Here is a 25069-nt window from a genome sequence, read left to right on the forward strand (position 1 = left end):
CCTTTGCTATAATTTTAACTTTTTACGTTGGTTCAGGAAATCTCTTATGGCAAGGTCCAAAGGCTCATCCGTACTGAGCATCCGGTAGAAAATGCGTTTGTCGAGCGCACGCTTTTTCACTTGTTCCAGGTAAGTTTGTAGATTAGCCAAATAGGTTTTCCGAATGGAGCCCTGGTCCACTTGAATGGTCTCGCCGGTTTCCAGGTCTTCAAAGTTGGAGTAACCTTTAAAATCAAGTTCAAGTTCATTTTTTGACATCAAGTGAAATACAATGACTTCGTGTTTCATTGTCCCGGCCACATCAAGCATGTCAAAGATCTCATCCGTGTTCTGATAAAGATCTGAGATAAAAATAGTAAGCTCCTTAGTGCCACCTGAGACATAAAGCGGCTTATATATAGCTGCAGGGGTAAATGTGCCTTCAGGTTTAATTTGCTCCAACTGATAAAACAGGCGGGAAAGATGTTGGAAATCCTGCTTTGCAGGAAGCGCTATAACTTCCTTCTCCTGAAAAATATTTAGTCCTATGACGTCGCCCTGCAAATTGCCAAGATATGCCAGCGAAGCAGCCAGATAGCGTGCATAGTCAATTTTTTTGAAGGCGCCATCCTGATGATTCATCGAGGCACTTGCGTCGACTACCAACCTCAAGGTGATATTGGTTTCTATCTCAGACTCGCGGATATAATACCGGTCAGAACGCGCAAACATCTTCCAGTCTAAAAGGCGAAGATCGTCGCCAGGTTGATAGCTTCTGTATTGACTGAACTCCATACCCGGTCCTTTGACTGCGCTTTTATTAATGCCCTGCATAAAGCCCTCAATCGTTGTTTTGGCAGCGAGTGAAAGCTCTTTGATGGCCATCATGATCTTTGGATCGAGGAGTTTGCTCATTTCCAGCTTGGTATAGCAATTAGTCTGATCAGCTCTTCAGTGACACGGTCGGCACTCACGTTCTCCGCTTCGGCCTTGAAGTTCATCAGAATACGATGTCTCAATACGGGGAATGCCATGGTTTTAATATCTTCAGGAATCACTGCATACCGGCCAAGAAAGAGCGCCCGGGCTTTGGCGGTAAGAATAAGCGCCTGCCCTGCACGTGGCCCTGCGCCCCAGCGAACCCATTCTTTTACATAATTATGTGGCGTGGTATCCGGCCGCGTTGCACGAATGATCTCCGTTACATAAGCAACCAGATCATCACTAATGGTTACTTCGCGTACCAGCGACTGCAATTGTTTGATATCATCAGCACCTATAACGGCTTGTACCGGCGACTTCTTCAAACCGGTAGTACTTTTAAGCACCTCGATTTCTTCCTCAACAGATGGGTATCCAATTTTTACATATAAAAGAAATCGATCAAGTTGCGCCTCGGGCAAGGGATATGTACCCGCCTGTTCTATCGGGTTCTGTGTAGCCAGGATAAAGAAAGGTTTATCTAAGGGATAGGTCTGGCCGCCATACGTAACCTCAAACTCCTGCATGGCTTCCAACAATGCCGATTGGGTCTTCGGCGGCGTACGGTTAATTTCATCCGCCAGGATAATATTCGCGAATATGGGCCCTTTGTTAAACTTGAAAAAGCGCTTGCCGGTAATATGATCTTCCTCCAGAATTTCTGTACCCAGGATGTCTGTTGGCATAAGGTCTGGCGTAAACTGAATTCTGCGGAAGGAAAGATCCAGTGCTTGCGACATGGTTCGTACCATGAGCGTCTTTGCTAATCCCGGCACCCCTTCGAGTAAACAGTGGCCACCGGCCATCAATGCAATCAGCATTTCTTCAATTACGACATCCTGGCCAACAATGACCTTTTGTATTTCTTTTTTCAAGAGGGAAAGCTTTCCGATAAGCAATTCCACATTATTCGCCGAAATTTCCAAGATTTAATAAGCTTTTTAGAGATGAAACGATGTTTTACGTTCTCAATATAGATGGTTTAAGCTATAAATGCCTAAAATTTCCAAAGGATATCAGGAAAATTACACTAAGCATAGTGTAATTAATACAACATTGAAGAATAATCCCCTATTTTAGGAAGATGCTAAGGAATAAATTTGTCTTTGCCCGATTGAAATACAGCTCCGGAGATTGGGACACGGATCAGCGTATGCCTGCGAACATGCTTAATTCGCTTTTGGAATATACCACCATACCCCTGGAGCAGGAGGAAAAGATCATTGACTTAAATACCAGGGAGATCTTTAACTATGCATTTTGCTACCTCAGCGGACACAAACTTGTCCAGTTTAACAAGCAGGAAGCTGCAAACTTTAAAAGATACATTGAACAAGGCGGCTTCGTGTTCGTGGATGATTGCAATCACGATATCGATGGGTTGTTTGCCAAATCCTTTGAAGCGCAAATGACAGCCTTATTCGGCCCTGCAGCCTTGAAGAAAATTCCGAATGACCATCCCTTATATTCTACTTTCTTCAAATTTGAGAAAGGTCCCCCAACGACCTCCTTCGAACTAAACGGCTGGGGCGATGACCTGGTACATGATTATTTAAAGGCCATCCAGGTGAATGGCCGGATCGGTGTATTATATAGTAATAAAGATTATGGCTGTGAATGGGATTATGACTTCCGCAACAAGCGGTTCCTTGCAGAAGACAATACCAAGTTTGGCGTCAATATAATCCTTTATGCTTTGGGCATAAACCCCTAACCTATTTGATCAGAGATTTAAAGAAGGGCTTCAGCTGTTCTGCAAGGATCAGGTGATCTTCCACACTGGGGTGGCCGGTGCATCCCCTCGCCTCCATTGGCTCAAAGAAGAATTTGGCTACTTTCTCATTTGGATACATAGCATCGATCTGCGCCCGTACCCGATTCAGACAATCCTGAAGGTTCGTACGTGCCGCACCTTTGACCATTGGACTACTGAGTAGGGCAACCTTCGCCTTAGGGTACTTGCTTTTAACCAATCGAACGAACTTAACGTAATTGCTTACAAAGGCGTCAGCATCAAATGGTTTTCTTGGTGTTTTACCATCGCCATTGCTGAAGTCGTTTGTACCTAAGGCTATGCTGACAACATCAGGACGGTATGTACTGAAATCCCACAGGGTAGTACCGTTTTCTTGGAAGTCTGCCTTTTCGTAAACCTGAGGCATGGATGGTCCTTCACTATTCCAATTGCGATATATACCGATACCGCTTACGCTGCTTAACATAAAGTTGACGTTCAGCATCCTTGACAAACGAGGACCATAAGCCATATACGCATTATGCTGATCGTGGTATTCACCCGCTCCGCAAGCAAGCTCAGATGCATCTGCAGCAGCGCCACACGTAATACTGTTTCCTACAAATTCTATCATTGGGGCAGCTTCTATCGGAGTTGATTTGATTTCTTTAGCCTCAACTTTGGAAATGAAGATCGGACCTGTATGGGCCTCGGTCGCTTTAAAGATCTTTAGCTCGTGTTTTCCCTCTGGTACTTGAATTTCGATAGGTTCGGTTGAACTGCCCTCAATTTTAATGCGTTTTTGATAAAGCCCGTCGAGTTCGTACTGCAGGTAATTGTGCCCTGTTCCGGAAGGGATATTCGCATAAATCTTACAAGTCGGGCTTTCAAAGCTGAATCCAAAATGTACTGCGGAACTAATGAGTTCGAGCCCGCGTTGTTCATGAAGTATAAACCTGCCAAACGGATTAAGCTGCGCCGCAGATAGCGTATCTACAGCTGTACTGGTTGATTTTAAAGGTGCGCAACCGAACTGCGCCACAGATAGTGATAGTAGTATAAGGGAAGTCCTGACTTTCATGGAAGAATGCTATTTATCTAAATACCTATTTCGTTGCAAAATAACAAAGTTCAGCGCGATAATACACCTGAGTATCGATCGGGTTATAATTTGCTAAATAAGTATCAGTGGCTGGAAGAAGTATAATCGGTACCGTTCTCCAATATATACTAAAGCTGATGCAATGGCGTCCAAAGAAACAAACAACATTCAAGATTATTTGACTAAAAACCAATAAAGCATCAAAAATCAACAGAATTTAATAAGAAAAGCAACTGATACAGCTAAAATATCGGGGTTATTTGCATAAATACTAAATAAAAAGCGAACAGGTTCTAAAAAACCACCATTTTAACTACGCAAAAAGGCCTCAAATTTTAACTTCTAATCGTATTTACTACATTTTAACAACGTTAATTGCAATATTTTTGTGTTATTATAATTTTTATTCCTCTTTTTTAGTAGTTTAAGCCATTATTAAACCTAAAAATCACTTTATGAAACAAAAACTACTCGCAATTCTGGGAATTTTGGTGTTCATAGGCTCATTTACCTATGCTCAAACCAGAACAATCTCAGGAAAAGTTGTTGGAAAAGATGATGGACTACCTATTCCAGGGGTCAGCATTAGAGTTGTAGGTGCACAAACCGGCACCCAGACGAGCTCAGATGGCACGTACACGATCAAGGCTGCGCCCGGCGCCTCACTCACCTTTAGCTCTATCGGTTATAATACCGTAACGCTAAAGCCTGGATCTGGCCCGCTGAATGTGACTTTAGAAGGTACATCAAATTTACTCAGCGATGTTGTTGTTATTGGTTACGGAACACAGAAACGTAGCGACAACATTGGAAGCATCGGCTCTATCAAAGGTACCGAAGTGGCTCAGCAACCGGTACAGAACATTCAGCAATCGCTGGGCGGACGAATTGCCGGTGCCCAGGTTAGTAACCCAAGTGGGTTGATGAACTCCACGCCTGTAATCCGGATCAGGGGTACAAACTCTATTTCGTACAACTCCCAGCCACTTTACGTTGTAGACGGTGTACCAGTATATAGCGGCAATGAAAACGGAGGTACAGCAGCATCAGCCAGCCCCTTGAGCAGTATTAACCCCGAGGACATTGAGAGCGTTGATATCGCGAAAGATGCTGCTGCTACAGCAATTTACGGTAGCAGGGCTGCTAACGGTGTCGTTTTTATCACGACCAAACGAGGAAAACTGGGAAAAGCCGTTGTAAGTCTGGACGCATGGACCGGTATGAGCAAAAACTTCAACTTACCTGAACTATTAGATGCCAACCAATATACAGACATCAAAAATGAAGGCCTGAGGAACGCCGGAATTTACAATGATGATCCCGCTACACCTAATGCAAACCGTTTTTACGCCACCTATACGGATCCAAATGGCAACCTGGTAAACACCAATTGGCTGGATTATATTTATCGCACCGGTACATCATACAATACCTCTGCAAGTATTTCCGGAGCAAATGACTATACCAATTATTATGTTTCCGCAAACTGGAGCAACCAGGAAGGTCTGCTTGCAGGCAACTCTTTCGAGCGAAAAGGAATCCTTGCCAACGTTGATCATAAGCTCAGTAAGTACGTGACGGTTGGAACGAAGATTAACTATTCAAATTCACAAAACTATGCGGCTACCGGCTCTGGTTCAGCAGGCGGAGATGCATTCAGTATTACCGGGCTCGGCCGCATCGGACTGGTACTTCCACCGAACGTGAGTCCTTATAATAGTGATGGTTCTTACAATCTGAATGGAAATGCCTTAGGGGTAGGTGCGAACAGAGGCATTGGTGTTAGTTATTATAACATCGTACCACTGCTGGATCTCAACCGCTCGAATAATGAGCTGAACCAGGTAAATTCAAATGTTTACATCCAGATAAAGCCATTTGCCGGCTTAACCTTCAAAAGTCAGTATGGCATTGACTATCTATTCAGAGATATCGACACCTATGCGAACCCATTACAAGGTGATGGAAACCCGAATGCTTCAGCTACCGGCACCTTCGCAAAAAATAAATCCTGGGTATGGAACAACACTTTGCAATATGATCGCAGCTTTGCTGAAGTCCATAACTTGAGCGTGTTGGTAGGTAATGAACAGAACAGGCTCACCACAAGAGGATTCGGCATCAACAGAACCGTTATTTCCGATCCTGCATTTGATGTTATACAGGCAGGTTATAGCACCAATACAGCCTCTGGCATGCTTTATACCGACAGCTATATTGCCTCATTCTTTGGTCGTTTGAACTACGATTTTGACAAAAAATACTTCCTGAGCGCTACCATCAGGCAAGATGAGGCTTCTCAGTTCGGTCTTGACAACAAGCGCGGATATTTTCCTGGAGGTGCCGTTGCCTGGGAAGTTGCCCGCGAGGAATTCTGGAAGTCCATCAACGCTGAAAAGATCTTTAGCAGCTTTAAACTACGAGCCAGTTATGGTAAAGTAGGTAACAATAGTCTCGGTGCTTATGACTCCTATGGATTATACTCTACCGGACTTTATAACGGAAATGGAACCCTATTCTTCAATCAAACTGGGAATCCGAACCTACAATGGGAAAATATTAAGACGTTGGATCTTGGAGCCAACATTGGTTTTTTCAACAACCGCCTTACACTTGAGGCTACTTACTACAAGAAAAACATCGATGACCTGATCCTACAGGTACCGATAGCCCCTTCTTCAGGTTTGCCAAGCAGACCATCTGTAAATATCGGATCCATGTTTAACCGGGGTGTGGAACTGGCCTTGAATGCAGAAGCAGTAAGAACAAACAACTTCTCCTGGTCACCTTCATTCAACATCACATTCAACCATAATGAAGTTACTTCACTTGCTGAAGGCGTAACAAGACTTACAACAGCAACCTCAGGAAGTGAAACCACCAACATTACCGAGGTTGGTCACCCGATCGGAAACCTGTATATCGTGCGTACGGACGGTGTTGATCCGGCAACTGGAAGAAGGATTTTCCTTGATGCACAAGGCCGTCAGGTGCTCTATCAGCACGTTGTACCACAGGCTAACGGTGTGCCTAGCGGTTTCCAATGGGAGTACGCTGACGGTACCAGAGCACCTGCAATTACCCAAAGTGCCGATGCCGTAAACTACAAGCAGACGGCACCGAAGGCATACGGTGGATTTAACAACACTTTTACCTTCAAGGGTTTTGACCTAAACGTGCTATTGACCTATCAACTTGGCGGATGGACCTACTACGGAACCAATGCGGGACTGCGTGACCAACGCTTCTGGAACAACTCTACCGATATCCTGAACCGTTGGACCAGCCCTGGTCAGCAAACAAATATTCCTAAGCTTTACGCAAATGACAACGTTTCGAACGGATCATCAATGCCGATTTCGGAAAACGTATTTAAAAGTGATTTCCTGAAAGTGAAAAGCATGAGCTTTGGTTATACTTTGCCAAAAACCCTGGTAAGTAAACTAGGCATGTCAAACCTCAGGTTTTATGTAAGTGGCTACAATCTATTCACCTTCACAGACTACCCGGGGCCAGATCCAGAGGTTTCCTCAAACGGTGCGGCTTCGAATACCGCACAAGGTGTAGATAGAAATACCGCCGGAAATCAGCGCACCATAACCGGTGGATTCAGTGTTAAGTTTTAATAAAAGAGAAAATGAAAAAGACATATCTTGTAATATTGGGGATGGGGTTAATGCTAAATACCTCCTGTCAGAAGGATCTACTGTATCCAGAGTCTGAGACCCAGGTTTCCGACCAAAATCAGCAACCGTTCAGCACAGCCGCACGTGTCCAGAGCCAGGCACTTGCCCTTTATGGCCGATTACGGAACGGACAATTTCTAGGCGGCAGGTTTCAGGTCTATAACGATGTAAAAGCTGAAAACTGGATCAATTATTCCAACAACCAGATCACAGCATCAAACACCTGGAGCCAGAATGTGAACACCACGAGCGATGAGGTACAAAACGTCTGGGCACAAGCTTACAGAGCCATTAATGACGCCAATCTCTTCATTGAGGGTATGGATGCCAGCGGCACCGCACTTGTGGGTGCCACTGAAGGCGGGCACTACGTAGCAGAAGCCAAATTCGTCAGGGCGCTTTCCTACTACTGTTTACTTCAGCTTTATGCCCGCCCCTATGCTGACGCAAATGGCAGCAGACCTGGAGTACCCTTACGCCTAACCGGGCAGTCATCCTACAAGGATTTTAGCATCGCAAGAAGCTCAGTAGCTGAAGTATACGCTCAAATTCTTAAAGACCTGAATGAAGCGGAGGCAGCGGCTCCATTAACTTATACCGATGCTGTAACCAATGTTACACGCACACACCGCAATGCCATTATCGCACTTAAAACGCGGGTGTTACTAACCATGGGCAATTATCAGGAGGTTATTACAGAAGCAAATAAGATCGTGAGCCTATCTGCTCCATTTACCGCTGCAGGCGGCACGCTTGGTGGTGGCGTAAACTTTGCATTACAGCCGAACATTGTAAATGTATTCAGAACGCCATACACCACAACGGAATCCGTTTTTTCACTGCCATTTAACGCAACAACGGAAACACCCGGCGGACAGAATGCCTTGGCGCACTACTTCTTTCAGAATGGTAGTACGCCTGGTCTGGCAGAGTTTTACCTCAATCCCGCGGGTGTGATCAGCGACCCGAACTGGACGGCAACGGATCAACGAAGAACAGCGCTACTTTTCAAAAATGGCGACCGCACGTTCCTGACGAAGTTCAACACACCGAGTCCGTATCCAGATTATGCTCCTGTGATGCGTTATGCTGAAGTGTTGCTGAACCTGGCGGAAGCAAGGGCGCGTTTAAACGGCCTAGATGCACAGGCAATTGCATTGCTGAATGCCGTGCGGGGCCGCTCAGATGCATCAACCGTTTTCACTGGCGCAAGCTTCAGCAACGGAACCGCATTGGTAAATGCGATCCTGCAGGAAAGGAATATTGAATTCTTAGGAGAGGGACTTCGAAATATTGACCTGATGCGCACCTTAAGCGACATTCCTGGAAAAGGAACGGTGCCTGCGGTACCAACTACAGATCCAAGGTACATCTGGCCAATTTCAGGTGAAGAGTTACTATACAACTCACTGATTACAGACAACTAACACTTAAATTAAAAAGCGACCAGTCTCACAAGGACTGGTCGCTTTTTTTTTATCAACGTCGTACAGCGCTAAATGCTATTTTGCTGCTTTTTAGTGGTATTCGTACTGCTGCCGCCGCCCGATTCATCTTTAGTGTGCTTCATGTTCTTGCCACTCACACTTGGCGCACCTTTTTGCTTACTTTGTTGGCTTTCGCCTTTTTCGCTGGTCTTTGTGCCGTCAACTCCATGCTGGGCACTGTTCCTTTGTGTACTCATAATCGTTCAGGTTTTATTTATCAGGTTTAAGTTCCGATTCAGATTTAAGCACCTTCTTCCCTGCTTCCATAGATATTTCATAAGCAGGGTTATCTTTTGATGCATTCCTTTTTACGTTTGTGCCTTTGATCGTCTTTTTTACCGGCTCAACATGCTTTTTCTCGATGGTTCCAGAAGCCTGGGACTTACCCCAGTTCCACTCTACCTTATCTCCTTTTTTCATAGCTAGGTTTTTCAGACCCTCCGCAAGATGTTTGCCAGAAGACCAGCCATCAGGCATAAAATTGAAATTAACACCACAGCCTAGCACCTGTTTATCAGCCGATTGAAAAGAATTACAAACACGAGCGCCCGTCTGCTGTTAAGTATTACAGACGGTGTTCGCACAGGTCTGATAGTTAACTTCTAAAAAGAAAAGATATGTTTGATCAAATTCTAAATGTTGTAAAAGAACAAATGGCTAATCACCCACAAGCGGCGGCAGCCATTCCCGCAGATAAGGCAGATGATGTACACAAAGAAGTGGCCAGCCACATTGAGCAAGGGCTGAAGGGGCAAGCCTCCTCGTCAGGCGGAATCGGCGGCCTGCTTTCGGGTTTAACCGGAGCTGCAGGTTCTGGAAATCCACTAACCGGTGCAATAGAAGGCGGACTGGTATCCTCACTAGCTAGCAAGTTTGGTCTTCCACCTGCTGTAGCTGGAGCAATCGCCGGTGCCTTACCTGGAATTCTTCAGAAATTCGCTCAAAAAGCATCCGACCCGGGTGATAAAAGCGTGAACCTGGAGTCTATTACCAAAAGTCTGGGCGGTGGCGGACTCGCTGGCGGACTGGGAAACATCCTGGGGAAGTTCTAGTTTTTTCAAAAGCCTTACAGAACGTAAGGCTTTTTTTCTATTTTCATCACCGATATTTAAATCTGTTAAATTTAATCGAGCTCTATGATCACCAATCACATCAAAGCACTACTTGTTGGAGCAGCCCTGGTAGCAGCAATCCCAGCATGCAAGAGCGGTTCTGACCATACCGAAAGCGCTGGCGAAGAAAGCCCTATGCCAGACAGCACCTATGCACCGGTAGAAACCAAAGAACCAAATAGTAAATATAAGCCGGCTTTTGAAGGTCAAACCCGGGCCCCTGGGGTAAAAACAAAAACCCCCATCAACATCACCGTACTCACTTCAGAATTAGACCACCCTTGGGGTATCGTTAACCTGCCGGATGGGCGATTCCTCGTGACCGAGAAAACAGGTACGATGAGAATCTTAACCGCAGATGGTAAACCGCAGAAAAAAATCACCGGACTTCCTGAGGTAAATTCCGAAGGTCAGGGCGGACTGCAGGACGTCAACATCGACCCTCAATTTGCAAGCAACCGTCTCGTTTACTGGACCTTCTCAGAAAAGAACCCCGGGGGAAATCTTGCTGCAGTTGCTAAAGGAAAACTGTCTGCAGATGAAACCAAGATTGAAGACATCAAAGTAATATACAGGGTAACACCTGCATTTGACGGCACCCTGCACTACGGCTCACGTATTGTATTCGATAAAGAAGGCAACATCTTTCTAAGTGCTGGTGAGCGTTCTTCAACTGAAACACGCGAGCAGGCTCAGCAACTCAACTCTTCATTGGGTAAAATCATTCATATCACCACGGAGGGTAAAGCCGTGGCGAACGGTCCATTTGCGAGCACCTCAAATGCAAGGCCCGAAATCTATTCTTACGGCCACCGTAATCCAAATGGACTGGCATTTAATCCAGCGACGGGTGATCTGTGGGAATCCGAGTTTGGTCCGCGTGGTGGTGATGAGATCAACATCATTCGCCCAGGCAAGAATTACGGATGGCCAGTGATCACCTACGGAATTGAATATGCGGGAGGTAAAGTTCTTACCGGTATTCAGCAGAAGGAAGGCATGGAGCAGCCAGTTTACTACTGGGATCCGGTGCTTTCACCCGCCGGCATTACTTTTTACAACAGCGATGTTATCCCCGAGTGGAAGAATAACCTTTTTGTGGGCGGCTTAAGCAGTATGCACATCGCGCGCTTGGTTATCAAAGATGACAAAGTGGTTGGCGAAGAGCGTTTACTGGCTGACGAGGGGCAACGTTTCCGAGCCCTGACCGTAGGTAAAGATGGCGCGCTGTATGCCGTTACCGACGCAGGAAGACTATATAAAGTGTCTAAAAAATAAGCTGTTTTTTCAGCACGTAAAAAGAGGGTGTATTAACATACACCCTCTTTTTTTATAAACTATAAACTGGTTCCGCCCTGCATCATATCTCTGATGCTCTGCCGAACAAGCTTTGTCGACTCCGGGTCTCCTTTAAGCATTGCCTTACTAAAATTCATCAGTTGTTCCTTTATCAAATGTGGTGGGGAGATCGGAACATTACCGTCAACAACAAAATCCAGTACGGTCGGACGATCTGCATGCAAAGCTTCTTTTAGCGCAGCCTCAATGCCTTCAGGCCTTTCAATCCTTATACCTTTTAATCCAAGTAATTCAGCAAACCTGGAATATGGCACATCCGGAATGTCCTGCGAAGCTTCAAACTTAGGTTCGCCCGCCAGCATCCGCTGCTCCCAGGTAACCATATTTAAATCCCGATTGTTCAACACAATGATCAGGAAGACTGGGTTCGCCCAAGTTTCCCAATATTTGGATATGGTTATTAACTCGTTCATGCCCAGCATCTGCATCGCACCATCGCCAACGATCGCAATTGGCACACGCTCCGGATAAGCAAATTTAGCCGCGACCGCATAGGGTACAGCCGGACACATGGTGGCCAGGTTCCCCGATAACGAAGCAAGCATACCGGCTCTGATCTTGATATTCCTGGCATACCAAAAAGCCGAAGTACCGGAATCTGCAGTAAGAATGCAGTTGTCTGGCAGCATCGGTGATAATTCCTGCAGAATCAATTGTGGATTAATTGGGTCCGCCGACTGGTTAGCGCGGTCATCTACCGTCTGCCACCATTCCGATATGTTCTTTTCGACTGTTTGCCGCCAGCTTCGGTCTTCCTTCCGTTTCAGCATCGGAATCAGCGCCTGTAAAGTTTCCTTACTATGCCCTAAAAGGTTTACCTCCATAGGATATCTGATGCTGAGCATCCGACCATCAACATCGATCTGTACACCCCTGGCCTTCCCTGGTTCAGGCAGGTATTCCGCATAAGGAAAACTGCTCCCGATCATCAGCAGCGTATCACAGCCATCCATAAGTTCCCAGCTCGCCTTGGTACCCAACATCCCGATTGCGCCGGTAACATACGGTAGATCATCAGGCAACACCGCCTTTCCGAGTAAAGCCTTTGCTACCCCAGCGCCGAGAAGCTCCGCAACTTGCTTAACCTCCTCCGCAGCGCCGAAAGCACCTGCTCCGACCAGAATAGCAACTCTCTGCCCGGCATTCAGGATCTCTGCCGCCGCTTGAAGTTCCTTTTCCGCAGGCAATAGCCTACTGCTGGAATGCCCAAGACCGGAAACGACATTTCCGTGCTGCCTTGGTGGTTCCGCTACGGCATCCTCCTCCTGCACATCGTTAGGAATAATCACACAGGTCACGGTCCGGGAAGCCTTGGCAATGCGGAAAGCACGGTCGATAACCTGCCTCACCTGCGTGGGATCAGTTACCATCTGCACATATTCGGAAGCAACATCCTTGAAAACGGACACCAGATCTATTTCCTGCTGATAACTACTGCCGAGCGCACTACGTTTTTGCTGCCCTACAATCGCAACCACCGGTTGATGGTCAAGTTTGGCATCGTATAGACCATTTAATAAATGTATTGCCCCTGGTCCGGAAGTCGCAAGACACACACCCACTTCACCAGTAAACTTTGCATGAGCACAGGCCATAAAGGCTGCCATCTCCTCATGGCGTGTCTGAATGAACTTTATCTGCTCAAAACGGTTAAGCGCCCCCAGTAAACCGTTAATCCCATCTCCGGGATAGCCGAAAATACTTTCTACGTTCCATTCTGAAAGGCGCTGAACAATAAAATCACTTACATTCATATTGTACTTCTTTAAAGTTTATCTATCGCTTTTTTCAAGCGCATGAGGTCCCTTCCACAAAGGTCAAAGGAGCAGCTTGTCGAGCGTAAAAGGTAAATCGCGCAACCGCTTACCAGTTGCATTAAAGATGGCACTGGAAACCGCCGCAGGCACACCCACAATCCCAATTTCACCCAATCCTTTTACCCCGAGCGGATTAACGACATCATCCTCCTCTTCCACAAAGATCACGTCGATATCATGAACGTCTGCATTTACCGCCACGTGATATTCTGCCAGATCATGGTTGATGAAGCGGCCATATTGCTTATCCATCACAGACTCCTCTTCAAGAGCCATACTAATACCCCATACTACCCCGCCGAGCACCTGACTCCGGGCGGTTTTGGGATTCAGGATCCGACCGGCAGCAACGCCCACAACAACCCTGCTCACCTTTACACTTCCCAGCTCTGCATCCACCTTTACCTCCACAAACACGGCCGAATGCGTGTACTTGCCAAACTGGCTTTGCTTTGGATTGGGAACTGAAGCTGTCTCGAACTCCAGGACATTCAATGATCCTTGCTTCATCAACTCCGTTATAGAGATTGCAACCGCAGGATTGTCCTTCAAGCTCATCATCCCATCAGAGAAAGCCACCTCATCATCTTTTGCACCCTTAAAGCCAGACTTCGGCAGCTTACCTGCTTCCTTTATCAGCGTGGATTTGATGCCCTCACAAACAGCAAGTACAGCAGGTCCAACCGAACTTGCGGTCCAGGAGCCACCCTGAAGCGGCGCCATCGGCAGATCAGAATCACCAAGCAGGAATTCAACCTGCTCAAGTGGAAGACCTAAGGTTTCCGCGGCAATTTGTGTCATCACGGTATAGGTCCCTGTGCCGATGTCTGCTGTGCCGCAGCGCACCTGGAGCCTGCCGTCTGGAGATAATTGCGCTTTCGCCATTACAGGCTGCTGTTGCGCCTCCCATACGCCAGTAGCTAGGCCATAACCAACTAGGTTATTGCCCTCACGTAGCTGCCCAGGCAGCGAACGCCGCTTATCCCAACCAAACTTCGCCGACCCCAGGCGGTAACATGCCTCCAACTCCTTACTCGAGAACGGCAGCTTTTCATTTTGCTCCGCATTTGCATAGTTCAAGAGGCGGAATTCAAGCGGATCTATCCCCACCTTACAGGCGAGTTCATCAATAGCAGTTTCAAAGGCAAATACACCCGTCGCACCACCAGGCGCACGCATATCCAGTGGTGTATAGGTATCGAGTTTCAGCAGCTTATAGCTAAGATCCACATCGCGACAGTCATACAACATTCCAGACCAGTTGACCACATTTTCCGTATAATTCTCGAACATGGAGGTTTCGGCAATGGCCTGGTGTTTAATACCCAGTAATTTGCCCCCGATAGAAGCACCTAAGGTAATAAGCTGGTTTGTCATTGGACGATGGCCGAAGGAAAACATTTGCTGGCGGGTAAGCACAACACGTACAGAACGCTTGAGTGATTTAGCAGCCAGAAAAGCCATAAACAATTGGTATTGCGGCCGTAGGCCAGAACCAAAAGCACCACCGATAAAGGGTGCTTTCACATGCACCTCCTCCTTTGACAAGCCAAACACATTGGTAATATATTGCTGTGAATTGAACACACCCTGTGTTTTATCGTACACGGTATATCCGCCGTCTTGCTGCAGCACGACCGTGCTTGCATGCAGCTCAAGTGGATTATGGTGCTCCGCAGGATGAAAGTAAGCCCCTTCAATAACCACGTCTGCCTTCTTCAAAGCCTTGGAGGCATTGCCTCTGGGCTTCGGCGGCTTCCAGCCACTTTTTCCTTTTTTCGCTTCGAATGCTTTATCTTCATTCGCCATGAAGTCTACATCAAATTCATCCGCCTTATAGGTAATCTCAACGAGTGATGCAGCATATCGTGCGAGTTCAAAACTTTTCGCAACAACGAGTGCTACAGGCTGCATGTTAAATTGAATCTCTGCACTATAAAATGGCCTGAAGGGTGAGCCAGGTGGCTGATCCTCATCTTTGTAACTCCGGTCGAACCATGGCAGACTCGTTCTGTGCTCATGACTAAATACCTGAAGCACACCTTCCATCTGCAAGGCCTTCGAGGCATCAATGGACACGATCTTACCCTTCGCTATGGTAGATGATACCACTACGCCAAAACAAAGGTCTTCTGCATGGTATTCTGCCGCGTACTTGGCTTCACCCCTAACCTTAAGCTCACCATCCACCCGGTTTATTGCTGCTCCTATGTAGTTTGTCTTCATGGTTCTTTTTGCTTATTTACAGCTTGTTCCAGCGCACGAATAACGGCCCGCCTGGCAAGCGCAATCTTGAAATCATTATGTCCATAACCCACTGCACCTGCAAGCAACTGCTCTGCCGCAGCTAAGAAACTCTCGGAAACCGCAGGCTTGCCTTCCAGCATCGTCTCCACTTCCGGCATCCTCCAGGGTTTGTGCGCAACGCCGCCAAGTGCAATCCGCGCTTTGATGATGTTGTTTTGCGCATCAAGCTCAAGCGCTGCAGCTACCGAGACCAGCGCGAAAGCGTATGAGGGCCGGTCACGCAGCTTCAAATAAGTATAATGCTTTGAAAAACCAGAGGGCGGTAGTTTTATTGAAGTGATGATTTCATCTGCCCCTAGGTGATTATCAAAAGGGGGTTCATCCCCTGGAAGGCGGTAGAATGATGTTATCGGAATTTGGCGTTCAGTGTCGGGACCAGAAACACAGATTGTCGCATCTAAGGCAGTCAACGCCACAGCCATGTCTGAAGGATGGACAGCAATACAATGTTCCGAAGCACCAAGAATGGCATGCATCCGATTATAACCATTGATGGCCGAGCATCCGGAACCAGGCTCCCGTTTATTGCATGCAGTACTCGTGTCATAAAAATAGTAACACCTGGTGCGTTGCAGTAGATTTCCGCCGTTGGTTGCCATGTTCCTCAGCTGGGCGGATGCTGCAGACAACATGGCCTCTGAAAGTAAAGGATATTGTTTAATGACGGTTTCGTGATAAGCCGTATCTGCGTTGGTAACCAGCGCACCGAGCCTCAAGCCACCATCCGCTTCAGCTGTAATGGCCTTGAAGCCGATATGGTTTACATCCACCAGATGATCTGGTTTCAGCACATTAACCTTCATTAGATCCAGCAGGTTCGTCCCACCTGCAATGAACTTTGCATTGCTGTTGGTGCTGAGCTGATGCAAAGCATCTTTTACGTTCTGTGCACGTGTATAGCTGATCCGGTTCATATGCCCCCCTCCTTATTGATACCCATAACTTCAGCGATGGCTGCATTGATGTTGCTATAGGCTGCACAACGGCAAATGTTCCCACTCATCAAATCCTGTATATCTTCCATGTGCTTCGCGTGTCCCTCGTTCATCAAACCAATAGCTGAACAAAGTTGCCCCGGCGTGCAGTATCCACACTGAAAAGCATCATGGTCAATAAATGCCTGTTGCAATGGATGAAGGTCCTTCCCTTGGGCCAACCCTTCTATGGTTGTAATCTCCGCACCATCACGCATGATGGCCAGCGTTAAACATGAATTGATTCGTTTACCATCAACTAGAACTGTACATGCACCACACTGCCCATGATCACATCCTTTTTTGGTACCCGTTAAGCCAAGGTGATCACGAAGCGCATCCAGCAGACTCACCCAAGGCGCAATCTTCAATGAACACGGCTTTCCATTTATAGTTAACTGAATGTCTTGCTGTTGTGCATTATTTTCCGATCTCAAATTTTCCATGAAGCCTGGTTTATCTTAAATAAACTGTAGCTTTTCTCTTTTGTTTACAGAATTTTTTTTTCCGCTTTCAACCAGGATAACTGCAGCTCATAGTTCCCCAACAGTATATCGACCACAGGTCCGCCTGAACTGTACATCCTAAAACTTTAAAGCACCTGTGACCGTTATACAGTCATGGAAAAGCAGAACAACAAAGTGATCCTGATCACCGGGGGAAGTAAAGGTATCGGGTTTGGTGTCGCAGAAGCACTATTAAAACAAGGGCATCAAGTTGCCATTACCAGCCGTTCGCAAGAAGCTGCCGACAAAGCAGTTGAACAGCTAAAAGCATCAGGCGACATCATTGGCCTTGCGGCAGATGTAAAAAGCCTGCAGTCACAGCAACAAGCTGTGCAAAAAGTGATTGAGCGCTGGGGCAAACTGGATGTGCTCATCGCGAACGCCGGAGTGGGCCACTTCGCGCCAATCGATGAGTTGGATGAAACGTTATGGCAAGAGACCATCGATACCAACTTAACGGGTGTATTCTACAGCGTAAAAGCAGCTGTAGATCATATTAAATCGGCACAAGGTTACATTTTCACCATCTCCAGCTTAGCGGGCACCAACTTCTTCGCCGGTGGCGCAGCATATAATGCCAGCAAGTTCGGCCTTACCGGATTCAGCCAGGCAATGATGCTGGATCTGCGAAAATATAATGTAAAGGTAAGCACCATCATGCCGGGATCCGTTGCAACGCATTTCAATGAACATGAGCCGGATCAGGAGAAAGATGCCTGGAAAATTCAACCTGAAGATATCGGAAAGTTAATTGTCGACATGCTGAATATGCATGAAAGAACACTTCCAAGTAAAATCGAGATCAGGCCTACCATGCCGAAATAGAGAAAAGCCCTTAAAGTTGGCATTTGTTTAACTTTTTGGGCTTTTTGCTGTTTAATAGATACCGGCCAAGAAGGCCGCATAACGCACATGAAATTAGGCTACAGGTTAATCATCTACATTCTGCTGTTTTCCCCGGCAATAAGCGTTGCACAGAATGCAAATACCATTATTCCTCCAAAGGAACAAGAACTGAAAGATACCGCAAGGCAAACAGATCTGATCGACATTGGTAAGGCATTTTTCAAAATCAAGCCAAAGAGAATAGAAGCCAGAACCGATAAACGGGTCACCTTTTCCTTTCTGCCATTCGGAACTAACGTGCCAGGTGGTACCGGCCGTGCCTTGGTCACCAGCACCACTGCCGGTATCTATTTCGGTCCACGCAGCACGACCAACATCTCTACCGCCTCATTTGCACCATACTGGAACTTAGGTGCGCGGTTCGGCTTACCATTAAGAACAAGTATCTGGTTACCGGAGAACACCTGGACCATACAGGGTGATACGCGCTTTTTAGTGTACCCACAGTTTACCTGGGGTTTGGGTAATGGGCAGGACGATCGAAGATCCTTTGTAAATTACAAGTACATCAGGTTCTATCAAACAGCCTTAAAAAGGATTAAACCTTATCTATATGCTGGTTTGGGCTACAACCTGGATTACCATTTCAACATCAACAGTGATGAACCCAACATTGAACTCCCTGAGTTCACCAACTACGCTTATGGAACTGACGGGAACTCCTTCGCTTCGGGTCTAAGCTTAAATTTGCTGTATGATACCAGAAATAATGCGATTAACCCACTACCAGGTGCTTATTTCAATGCGGTATACCGGATCAACCCTACCTTTCTGGGCAGCAACCAGGACTGGCGATCACTATATCTTGACGCCAGAAAATACGTGTACATGAATCCGAACAAGAAGAATCAGCAGAACACCTTAGCCTTCTGGTCATATTTCTGGACAGTGTTTGAAGGCAATGCACCTTACCTGGATCTTCCAAGCATAGGCTGGGATCCAAACAACCGTTCAGGAAGAGGCATAGACCAAAACAGATACCGCGGCAAAAGCCTGATGTACCTGGAATCAGAATATCGACGGGATATCACCAACAATGGTCTGCTGGGCTTTGTCGTATTTGCAAACGCAACGACTGTTAGTGGAAGTGGCAACTTCTTGACCTCATGGCACCCGGCCGCTGGCACAGGTCTCCGAATTAAGTTTAACAAAGCATCAAACACCAATATCGGCATCGATTATGGCGTAAGTAAGGGATTCAGCTCGATATTTCTGAATCTTGGTGAAGCGTTCTAAAAAAAGCGGAACAGGGAAAAAAATTAGGCTACGAAAAATGCCTTCAGCATAAACATAAAGATCGTCTATACTGAAGGCAATGTCAGCCCGAAAGCCGGATTATTCCTCTCCTTTTTAAGCTACTTCCAGGTGATTTACAGCGGCTTCTTCGAAAGCCTTTAACGCAATTTCAAAAGCTGCAAGTTCTGCCGCGTCTTCAATCTGCATGCAGTTTTCTACAAGGTCAGCGCCCCCGAACTTATCTTTTACCAAACAAATAAACTTCGCCAGTTCTGCTTTCCTGGTGAGGTTCGCCTCAACGTATAATATTTTTTCCGAAGGACATTGTGTAGAAAGCTCCCGCACGGCAGATTTCAGCTCATGACGGTCATGTCCCACTAATAGTACTCGGTTATATTGATGTAAAAGGTTTTTAGCAGCATTCATGCCTTGTGTCGAACTCCCGTTCAAGACAACAGCTAGTGTGTTTTTTTCTAAAATCATGTTATTACGATTTATTTATTGTCAACCAATAGAACAAAGGTATGTGTTAACTACTTGCATATTAAAGTATTTACCGTAATCATTACAGCATAATTACAAATACATGACAATCAGAAACGTACTTTCCTCTTAATAGAAAGTAAATAACACAGACTTCATTCAGTTGTTTTTAAAGCCGGGTTAATGAATTAAAAGGAAGAAAAAAGAATTACCCCAATAGTAAATAATGGGAATCGGATAGGTTATTTTAAAGAAAATAATGATAATTTTTGAGCAGTCGGTTTGGTTAGTTGAAGATTTACCTGTAGTTTTAAAAAAGAAAGGGTTGCTCCATCCAGACACATCCCTTTTCTAACCAAATATAAACCTGTATGAACGGGTTAATTTTTAAATCTCTTGCATCAGCGGTCGCTGAAATGCTTCGTATTTATATTGCTTTAATTTTGTATTCGTATCTCCAACCTGAAAGTTGTTGGGCTTGTCTTTAAACTCCAGGCCTTTGCTTTTGTTTGACAATACAAATATATATAATAATTGTTAGTGTACCATATACACTTACAATTATTTACAAAAATTTAACACAATTTTAACGTAGATCGACCTCAAAACGAAACTTGGAGAAGAAATTACCTTTAAAAACAGTCATTTACATGCTTAAAGACCCATATAATGGGATTTTAAGCAGCAGAAAACACCTGATTTCCGGTGATATTGCTTAAACACCAACTAAACAATCACAAAAAATGTCAAAAACAACAAAATTTAGTGTGGATCTCCATTATTCAAGGCAAAAACATGCAGAATAGCCGGAAATAATGAATCTAAATATTCTCTTACCGCATTTTCCGAGCCTGGGAATGTCATCACTAGAGTTTGCTTAATGAACCCTGCTACGCCTCTTGAAAGCATCGCATAAGGTGTTCTTTGCTGGCCATAGCTCCGGGCGCTTTCCATCAATCCCTGGATTTCGCGATCTATCAATGGCTTTATGGCTTCTGGTGTAACGTCCCTGGCCGACAGGCCAGTACCGCCGGTCAAGATAACCATATCGAATTCCCGGTCAACAAACCTCAGCGCCATTGCCTGTATTTGTTCTACTTCGTCCGCAACAATTTCATAGGCCGCACATTCCAGCTGATACTTTGAAAGTGCCGAAACAATGAACTTTCCAGCAGTATCTTGTTTTTCTCCTCTGGAAACGCGATCAGAGCAGACAACTACAGCGACTTTCAAGGCTAAGCCTGCGGTTTTTAAATCCGACTTGCCGCCCGACTTCTGCTCCAGTCGTACTTGTTCAATTACAACACCTTTATCTATCGGCTTCAGCATATCATACATCACCAATGCTGCAACAGATGCACCGTGCATGGCCTCAACTTCAACGCCCGTTTTATAAATGGTATGCACCTCTACCCTAATCACGATATCCAGATCTGAAATGGTATAGGTAATTGAAGCAAATTCAATAGGTAAGGGATGGCAATCGGGAATGACATCACTTGTTTTCTTAATTCCAAGTAAGCCTGCTGCCCTTGCAAACTCAAATACATCGCCTTTCGGTACCCGCCGTTGTTCCACGGCCGCAATTGTTTCCAGACTTGATGTGCGCACCTTTGCTGTTGCCACCGCCTTTCGGAGGGTGGAATTCTTATGTGTAATGTCTACCATACCTTATTGATTCGTTTTCCAGACGTAGCTTTCATCTTCAAATATTTCCTTACCCCAAACCGGCAATTCCGCTTTTATCAGCTCGACGACTTCTGTACATGCATCAATGGCTAACTTCCGGTGTTTCGAGGAAGTGAATACAAACAGGCAGATCTCACCTGCTGCCACCCTGCCCAGGCTATGGTAAACGTGCATACAGGTCAGGTCGTACTTCGCGAAGATGCTCTCCCTGATCTCATACATCTTCTCCAAAGCCATTTCCTTATAACTGGTATAGTCAATGGCAGCCACGTTGCGGCCCAGCAGCTCATCTGCCCGCACCTGCCCCAGGAAAATGCTGTGTGCGCCAATAGTCGTTTTAGTGCTATGCTTTTGAATGCTCTCCCCCACAAATGCGGCGGAAATTGCGCCCTCGACAAAGATGTCCTTGATTTTTCTATCCTTCATATATTTCTATAGATTAAGAATACCGCCTTTAAGGCTGTAAACTTCCTGATGCGTTTTTAGCTTTTCCTTGATCAGTGCTGCTGCCTGCATACTTCTTTTTCCAGATTGACAGAAAACCAGGATCTTAGATTCCTTGAATTCCGGGGTATCTCGCAGCAGTGCGGAAAGTGGAATCTGTACATGCTCGAAGTCTGCCTCCGGATATTCGCCAAACTCTCTAACATCTATAACCCGGACGTCCGCCTGTTCCGCAATTTCTTCGAATCTGTCAGGCTCGAGTTCCTCAACTGCTTGAGGTGTTACATTACAAAACCACTCATAGTTGGTATTGACGAATGCTTCCCTTGTTTGCGGTGCAGCCTGAAGCGTGTTTTTTCCAGGCGTTAACTGGACCGTGTAGCTTTCAGCGTCCAGTGACTGGTAGATCAGCAATTTGTTGACGAGTGGTTTTCCAAGGCCAGTGATCAATTTGATCACTTCAGTAGCCTGCATCAGCCCCATTGTACCCGGTAATATGCCCAACACACCAGCTTCATTGCAATCTGGGGCATCTTCAGCAGCGGGAGGACTTTCGAACAGATCCCGATAATTGGTCTTTACACCTTTTTGATCAGCAACGTTAAACACGGCAAGCTGCCCTTCATACTGGAATACGGCAGCAAATACAAGTGGTTTATTCAATAGCACGCAGGCATCATTAATGAGGTACCTTGAAGCAAAGTTGTCCGTACCATCTACGATAATGTCATACGCACTGAAAAGCGACAGGGCGTTGCTCGTATCTACCCTGAACAGATAAGGAATGATCCGAATATGTGGATTTAGTTCCAACAGCCGGGCAGCAGCAATACTTGCTTTCTGCTGTCCCACATCCGCGGCTTTATAGATCACCTGTCTTTGCAGGTTGCTAAGCGAAACAACATCATCATCAACAATTCCGATCTGCCCAATGCCTGCCGCAGCAAGATACTGCAATGCCGGGCAGCCTAAGCCTCCCGCACCAATAACCAGCACCTTTGCGGCCGAGAGTTTTTGCTGTGCCGCAGCTCCAAAACCCTTTAACAGAAGATGACGGCTATATCGTTCTTTATAGGCTTGCTCTTCCATGCTAGCCTCCCGAAAATGGAGGGAGCAGCGCAACCACTGCACCCGAAGTTAACACTGTATTTTCTTTAACAATCACCTTGTCAACAGCGATAGCATATTGCTTATTTCCCAATTCAGGAAACCTGCTGGTTAGCAGCCGCTGGATTTCGTCTGTATCTGCAGCGGTTAACTGAAAAGGATCCAGCCCCGTGATTTCCGCAATCTGCCCAAAAGGCATAACATTAATTAAATTCATCTTTAAAAAATTAAACAGCACTTTAACCTGCTAGCTAAACAAACCAAAGCTTAAATGCCGCCATAAACAACACCAGGCCCAACACATTTTTAAGCACATTCTGGTTGAATTTTGATGCGCCGTAATAGGCACCCAATAAGCCACCACTAAAGGCTACAACAACATACATCAGCATATTGTTATTGAACGCAATCCCCTTGGTAAACTGCCCGGCAAGTCCGGCTACAGAATTCACAAAAATAAACAAAGCACTGATGGCAGCCGTTTGCTTCTGATCCGTCCACTTTAATAACAATAAAACCGGCGACAGGATAATTCCGCCACCGATGCCGATCATGCCCGATAGCAGGCCGATACATCCGCCAACCAGCAGCGAGAGATCGAACCGGGACGCCTTTAAAGCTGAAGACTCCGTATTTTTAAAGAAGAAAAGGCGGATAACAGGTAAAAGCAGCAAAGCGCCTAATATTCTTTTATAAATATGATCTTCAATGATGAGCATGCCACCTATAAAAGACATTGGGATGGATGCCGCGGCAAGTGGTATAAATACCTTCTTCAGGAAGTGTTTTCCACGATAGAACTGCAGGAATGCCGATCCCGAGACAAACAGATTCAACAACAAGGCAGTAGGCTTCATCACCTCGGGGGCAATACCGTAAATGGCCATCAAAGCCAGATATCCACTTGCACCTCCATGCCCTACAGAAGCGTATAAAAAAGCAACAACAAAAAGTATGATGTAAAAAAATTCCATGCTATAACCTTGGCAGCAAATGTACTTCCACCTGTTCACCTGCCTGGTAATTACCTTTAGCTTCATCAAGCACAATCAGGCAGTCGGCTTCTGCAAAAGAATGCAGTCTGAACGACTCTTGCGCATGTAAAGGTGTAACATTACCGTTGTTAAAGCTGGCTTTAAGAAAGTGGGTCAAGCCCGATACCTTAGCGTAATCATGCGTTAAAATCCCCTGTGTAACCTGTAGTCTAAGGTTTTTGCCCATCATACGACCAACTGCCGGCAGCACGTATTGATAGAAACAACTCAAGACAGATGATGGATTGCCGGGTAGCCCGAACACGATCTTCTGATATTTGGAGCCAAAAAATAAAGGCTTACCAGGTTTTTGCCTGATCTTGTGGAAGGCCTGCTTTACACCACAGTTTTTTGCTGCTGCAACAACAAAGTCGTAGTCGCCGACACTTACCCCACCCGTTAGCAGCACAAGATCAGCCTCCAGCAAAGCCTGGCTCAACACATCCTGCAGAACCTTCAGGTCGTCCACTGCCCGTAACACCGAAACATCTTCTACCCCAAGCTGTCGTAATGCAGCGCTAAGCATCACGGAGTTGGCCTCATAAACCTGACCAAAAGCAAGCGGTTTTCCAGGCTCCTGCAATTCGTTCCCGGTCAGAATGATCGATACTTTCGGTGCAGGAATCACCTGCAGCTCCGGAATACCAATCCCGGCAAGAAAGCCGATCGCTGCCGGGCTTAGCAAGGTACCTGCCTGCATCGCTAATGCACCGCGCTTAATTTCAGCGCCCTTTTCACGGACATGCTGAAAGGCATGCATTCCTCCATCCTCAACCATTACCCGGTCACCCTCAAGGCTCACCTTTTCCTGCATCACTACAGTATCGGCGCCAGCAGGCAAGGGGGCTCCTGTAAAAATCCTTACGGCCTCAGCAGGGCCAATATCCAAGGCCGCTGTGCTCCCTGCGGCCATCTCGCCCGCAAGTGTGAATACCGTTCTTCCAGGCTCAAACCGGATGGCATAGCCATCCATGGAGGATTGTCTGAAATTGGGGATATCCGTAAGCGCATAAACATCTTCTCCAAGCACCAAACCTAACGCCCGCCCTAAAGGCAGTCGTTGTGACGGTAAGCGCTTCACAGATTCAGTGATGATGTCTTTTGCTTCGTTTACGCTTATCATCT

General features: G+C 46.1%; 23 protein-coding genes. 7 read left to right on the forward strand and 16 right to left on the reverse strand.

Annotated elements, in window-relative coordinates; translation table 11 throughout:
* Positions 1 to 6: 6 nt before the first annotated feature.
* Complete coding sequence (locus AC5WJX_RS12855) at positions 7 to 894, reverse strand: DUF58 domain-containing protein (RefSeq protein WP_494484828.1); 888 nt, start codon at positions 892 to 894, stop codon at positions 7 to 9.
* Complete coding sequence (locus tag AC5WJX_RS12860; RefSeq protein WP_494484829.1) at positions 891 to 1835, reverse strand: AAA family ATPase; 945 nt, start codon at positions 1833 to 1835, stop codon at positions 891 to 893. The genes AC5WJX_RS12855 and AC5WJX_RS12860 overlap by 4 nt, the downstream gene beginning before the upstream one ends.
* Before the next feature lie 209 nt (positions 1836 to 2044).
* Here AC5WJX_RS12860 and AC5WJX_RS12865 point away from each other — a divergent pair, with 209 nt between their 5' ends.
* Positions 2045 to 2674: a DUF4159 domain-containing protein gene (locus tag AC5WJX_RS12865; protein WP_494484830.1), complete on the forward strand. Its 630-nt coding sequence runs from the start codon at positions 2045 to 2047 to the stop codon at positions 2672 to 2674.
* 1 nt (position 2675) lies between these two features.
* On the opposite strand, the gene AC5WJX_RS12870 is transcribed toward AC5WJX_RS12865, so the two are convergent.
* Complete coding sequence (locus tag AC5WJX_RS12870; protein WP_494484831.1) at positions 2676 to 3776, reverse strand: SGNH/GDSL hydrolase family protein; 1101 nt, start codon at positions 3774 to 3776, stop codon at positions 2676 to 2678.
* Between the two features lie 476 nt (positions 3777 to 4252).
* Here AC5WJX_RS12870 and AC5WJX_RS12875 point away from each other — a divergent pair, with 476 nt between their 5' ends.
* Both AC5WJX_RS12875 and AC5WJX_RS12880 read left to right on the forward strand, forming a co-directional pair.
* Entirely contained in the window at positions 4253 to 7423 is a 3171-nt protein-coding gene (locus AC5WJX_RS12875; protein WP_494484832.1) for a SusC/RagA family TonB-linked outer membrane protein, read from the forward strand.
* Positions 7424 to 7434: 11 nt separating this feature from the next.
* Positions 7435 to 8910, forward strand: coding sequence for a RagB/SusD family nutrient uptake outer membrane protein (locus tag AC5WJX_RS12880; RefSeq protein WP_494484833.1), 1476 nt, complete (start codon positions 7435 to 7437; stop codon positions 8908 to 8910).
* Positions 8911 to 8978: 68 nt separating this feature from the next.
* Here AC5WJX_RS12880 and AC5WJX_RS12885 read toward each other — a convergent pair whose 3' ends face one another.
* Both AC5WJX_RS12885 and AC5WJX_RS12890 read right to left on the reverse strand, forming a co-directional pair.
* On the reverse strand, positions 8979 to 9167 hold the full coding sequence (locus AC5WJX_RS12885) for a hypothetical protein (RefSeq protein ID WP_494484834.1): 189 nt from the start codon (positions 9165 to 9167) through the stop codon (positions 8979 to 8981).
* 13 nt (positions 9168 to 9180) lie between these two features.
* A complete protein-coding gene (locus tag AC5WJX_RS12890) occupies positions 9181 to 9390 on the reverse strand; it encodes a hypervirulence associated TUDOR domain-containing protein (protein WP_494484835.1) in 210 nt (69 codons plus the stop codon).
* Positions 9391 to 9587: 197 nt separating this feature from the next.
* On the opposite strand from AC5WJX_RS12890, the gene AC5WJX_RS12895 reads away from it, so the two are divergent.
* Complete coding sequence (locus tag AC5WJX_RS12895; protein ID WP_494484836.1) at positions 9588 to 10022, forward strand: hypothetical protein; 435 nt, start codon at positions 9588 to 9590, stop codon at positions 10020 to 10022.
* A gap of 84 nt (positions 10023 to 10106) precedes the next feature.
* Positions 10107 to 11360, forward strand: coding sequence for a PQQ-dependent sugar dehydrogenase (locus AC5WJX_RS12900; protein ID WP_494484837.1), 1254 nt, complete (start codon positions 10107 to 10109; stop codon positions 11358 to 11360).
* A 59-nt stretch (positions 11361 to 11419) separates the two neighbouring features.
* Here the strand turns inward: AC5WJX_RS12900 and AC5WJX_RS12905 are convergent, their stop codons facing one another.
* The 4 genes from AC5WJX_RS12905 to AC5WJX_RS12920 form a co-directional block, all read right to left on the reverse strand.
* On the reverse strand, positions 11420 to 13195 hold the full coding sequence (locus AC5WJX_RS12905; protein WP_494484838.1) for a thiamine pyrophosphate-requiring protein: 1776 nt from the start codon (positions 13193 to 13195) through the stop codon (positions 11420 to 11422).
* 63 nt (positions 13196 to 13258) lie between these two features.
* Entirely contained in the window at positions 13259 to 15484 is a 2226-nt protein-coding gene (locus tag AC5WJX_RS12910; RefSeq protein WP_494484839.1) for a xanthine dehydrogenase family protein molybdopterin-binding subunit, read from the reverse strand.
* Positions 15481 to 16479 (reverse strand): FAD binding domain-containing protein, encoded by a 999-nt coding sequence (locus tag AC5WJX_RS12915; protein WP_494484840.1) that lies wholly within the window; start codon positions 16477 to 16479, stop codon positions 15481 to 15483. Before AC5WJX_RS12915 ends, AC5WJX_RS12910 begins: the two co-directional genes overlap by 4 nt.
* Positions 16476 to 16985 carry a (2Fe-2S)-binding protein gene (locus tag AC5WJX_RS12920; RefSeq protein ID WP_494484841.1) on the reverse strand — a complete coding sequence of 170 codons (510 nt, stop codon included), beginning with the start codon at positions 16983 to 16985 and terminating at the stop codon, positions 16476 to 16478. The genes AC5WJX_RS12915 and AC5WJX_RS12920 overlap by 4 nt, the downstream gene beginning before the upstream one ends.
* 174 nt (positions 16986 to 17159) lie before the next feature.
* On the opposite strand from AC5WJX_RS12920, the gene AC5WJX_RS12925 reads away from it, so the two are divergent.
* Both AC5WJX_RS12925 and AC5WJX_RS12930 read left to right on the forward strand, forming a co-directional pair.
* Positions 17160 to 17870, forward strand: coding sequence for an SDR family oxidoreductase (locus AC5WJX_RS12925; RefSeq protein WP_494484842.1), 711 nt, complete (start codon positions 17160 to 17162; stop codon positions 17868 to 17870).
* A gap of 87 nt (positions 17871 to 17957) precedes the next feature.
* Positions 17958 to 19187, forward strand: a complete 1230-nt coding sequence (locus AC5WJX_RS12930; RefSeq protein WP_494484843.1) for a BamA/TamA family outer membrane protein — start codon at positions 17958 to 17960, stop codon at positions 19185 to 19187.
* A 114-nt stretch (positions 19188 to 19301) separates the two neighbouring features.
* On the opposite strand, the gene AC5WJX_RS12935 is transcribed toward AC5WJX_RS12930, so the two are convergent.
* From AC5WJX_RS12935 to AC5WJX_RS12965, 7 genes are all read right to left on the reverse strand, one after another.
* The gene (locus AC5WJX_RS12935) at positions 19302 to 19670 is read right to left on the reverse strand and encodes an SDR family NAD(P)-dependent oxidoreductase (RefSeq protein ID WP_494484844.1); all 369 of its coding nucleotides are present in this window, start codon (positions 19668 to 19670) and stop codon (positions 19302 to 19304) included.
* A 762-nt stretch (positions 19671 to 20432) separates the two neighbouring features.
* Positions 20433 to 21338 carry a bifunctional molybdenum cofactor biosynthesis protein MoaC/MoaB gene (moaCB, locus tag AC5WJX_RS12940; RefSeq protein ID WP_494484845.1) on the reverse strand — a complete coding sequence of 302 codons (906 nt, stop codon included), beginning with the start codon at positions 21336 to 21338 and terminating at the stop codon, positions 20433 to 20435.
* A gap of 3 nt (positions 21339 to 21341) precedes the next feature.
* The gene (locus AC5WJX_RS12945; protein WP_494484846.1) at positions 21342 to 21785 is read right to left on the reverse strand and encodes a molybdenum cofactor biosynthesis protein MoaE; all 444 of its coding nucleotides are present in this window, start codon (positions 21783 to 21785) and stop codon (positions 21342 to 21344) included.
* 6 nt (positions 21786 to 21791) lie between these two features.
* Positions 21792 to 22892 (reverse strand): ThiF family adenylyltransferase, encoded by a 1101-nt coding sequence (locus tag AC5WJX_RS12950; RefSeq protein ID WP_494484847.1) that lies wholly within the window; start codon positions 22890 to 22892, stop codon positions 21792 to 21794.
* Between the two features lies 1 nt (position 22893).
* Positions 22894 to 23127 (reverse strand): MoaD/ThiS family protein, encoded by a 234-nt coding sequence (locus AC5WJX_RS12955; RefSeq protein WP_440430568.1) that lies wholly within the window; start codon positions 23125 to 23127, stop codon positions 22894 to 22896.
* Positions 23128 to 23161: 34 nt separating this feature from the next.
* Complete coding sequence (locus AC5WJX_RS12960) at positions 23162 to 23884, reverse strand: sulfite exporter TauE/SafE family protein (protein WP_494484848.1); 723 nt, start codon at positions 23882 to 23884, stop codon at positions 23162 to 23164.
* A 1-nt stretch (position 23885) separates the two neighbouring features.
* Positions 23886 to 25067, reverse strand: a complete 1182-nt coding sequence (locus AC5WJX_RS12965) for a molybdopterin molybdotransferase MoeA (RefSeq protein WP_494484849.1) — start codon at positions 25065 to 25067, stop codon at positions 23886 to 23888.
* Positions 25068 to 25069: the final 2 nt, after the last annotated feature.

Source organism: Pedobacter sp. NEAU-ZC8, assembly GCF_059278965.1.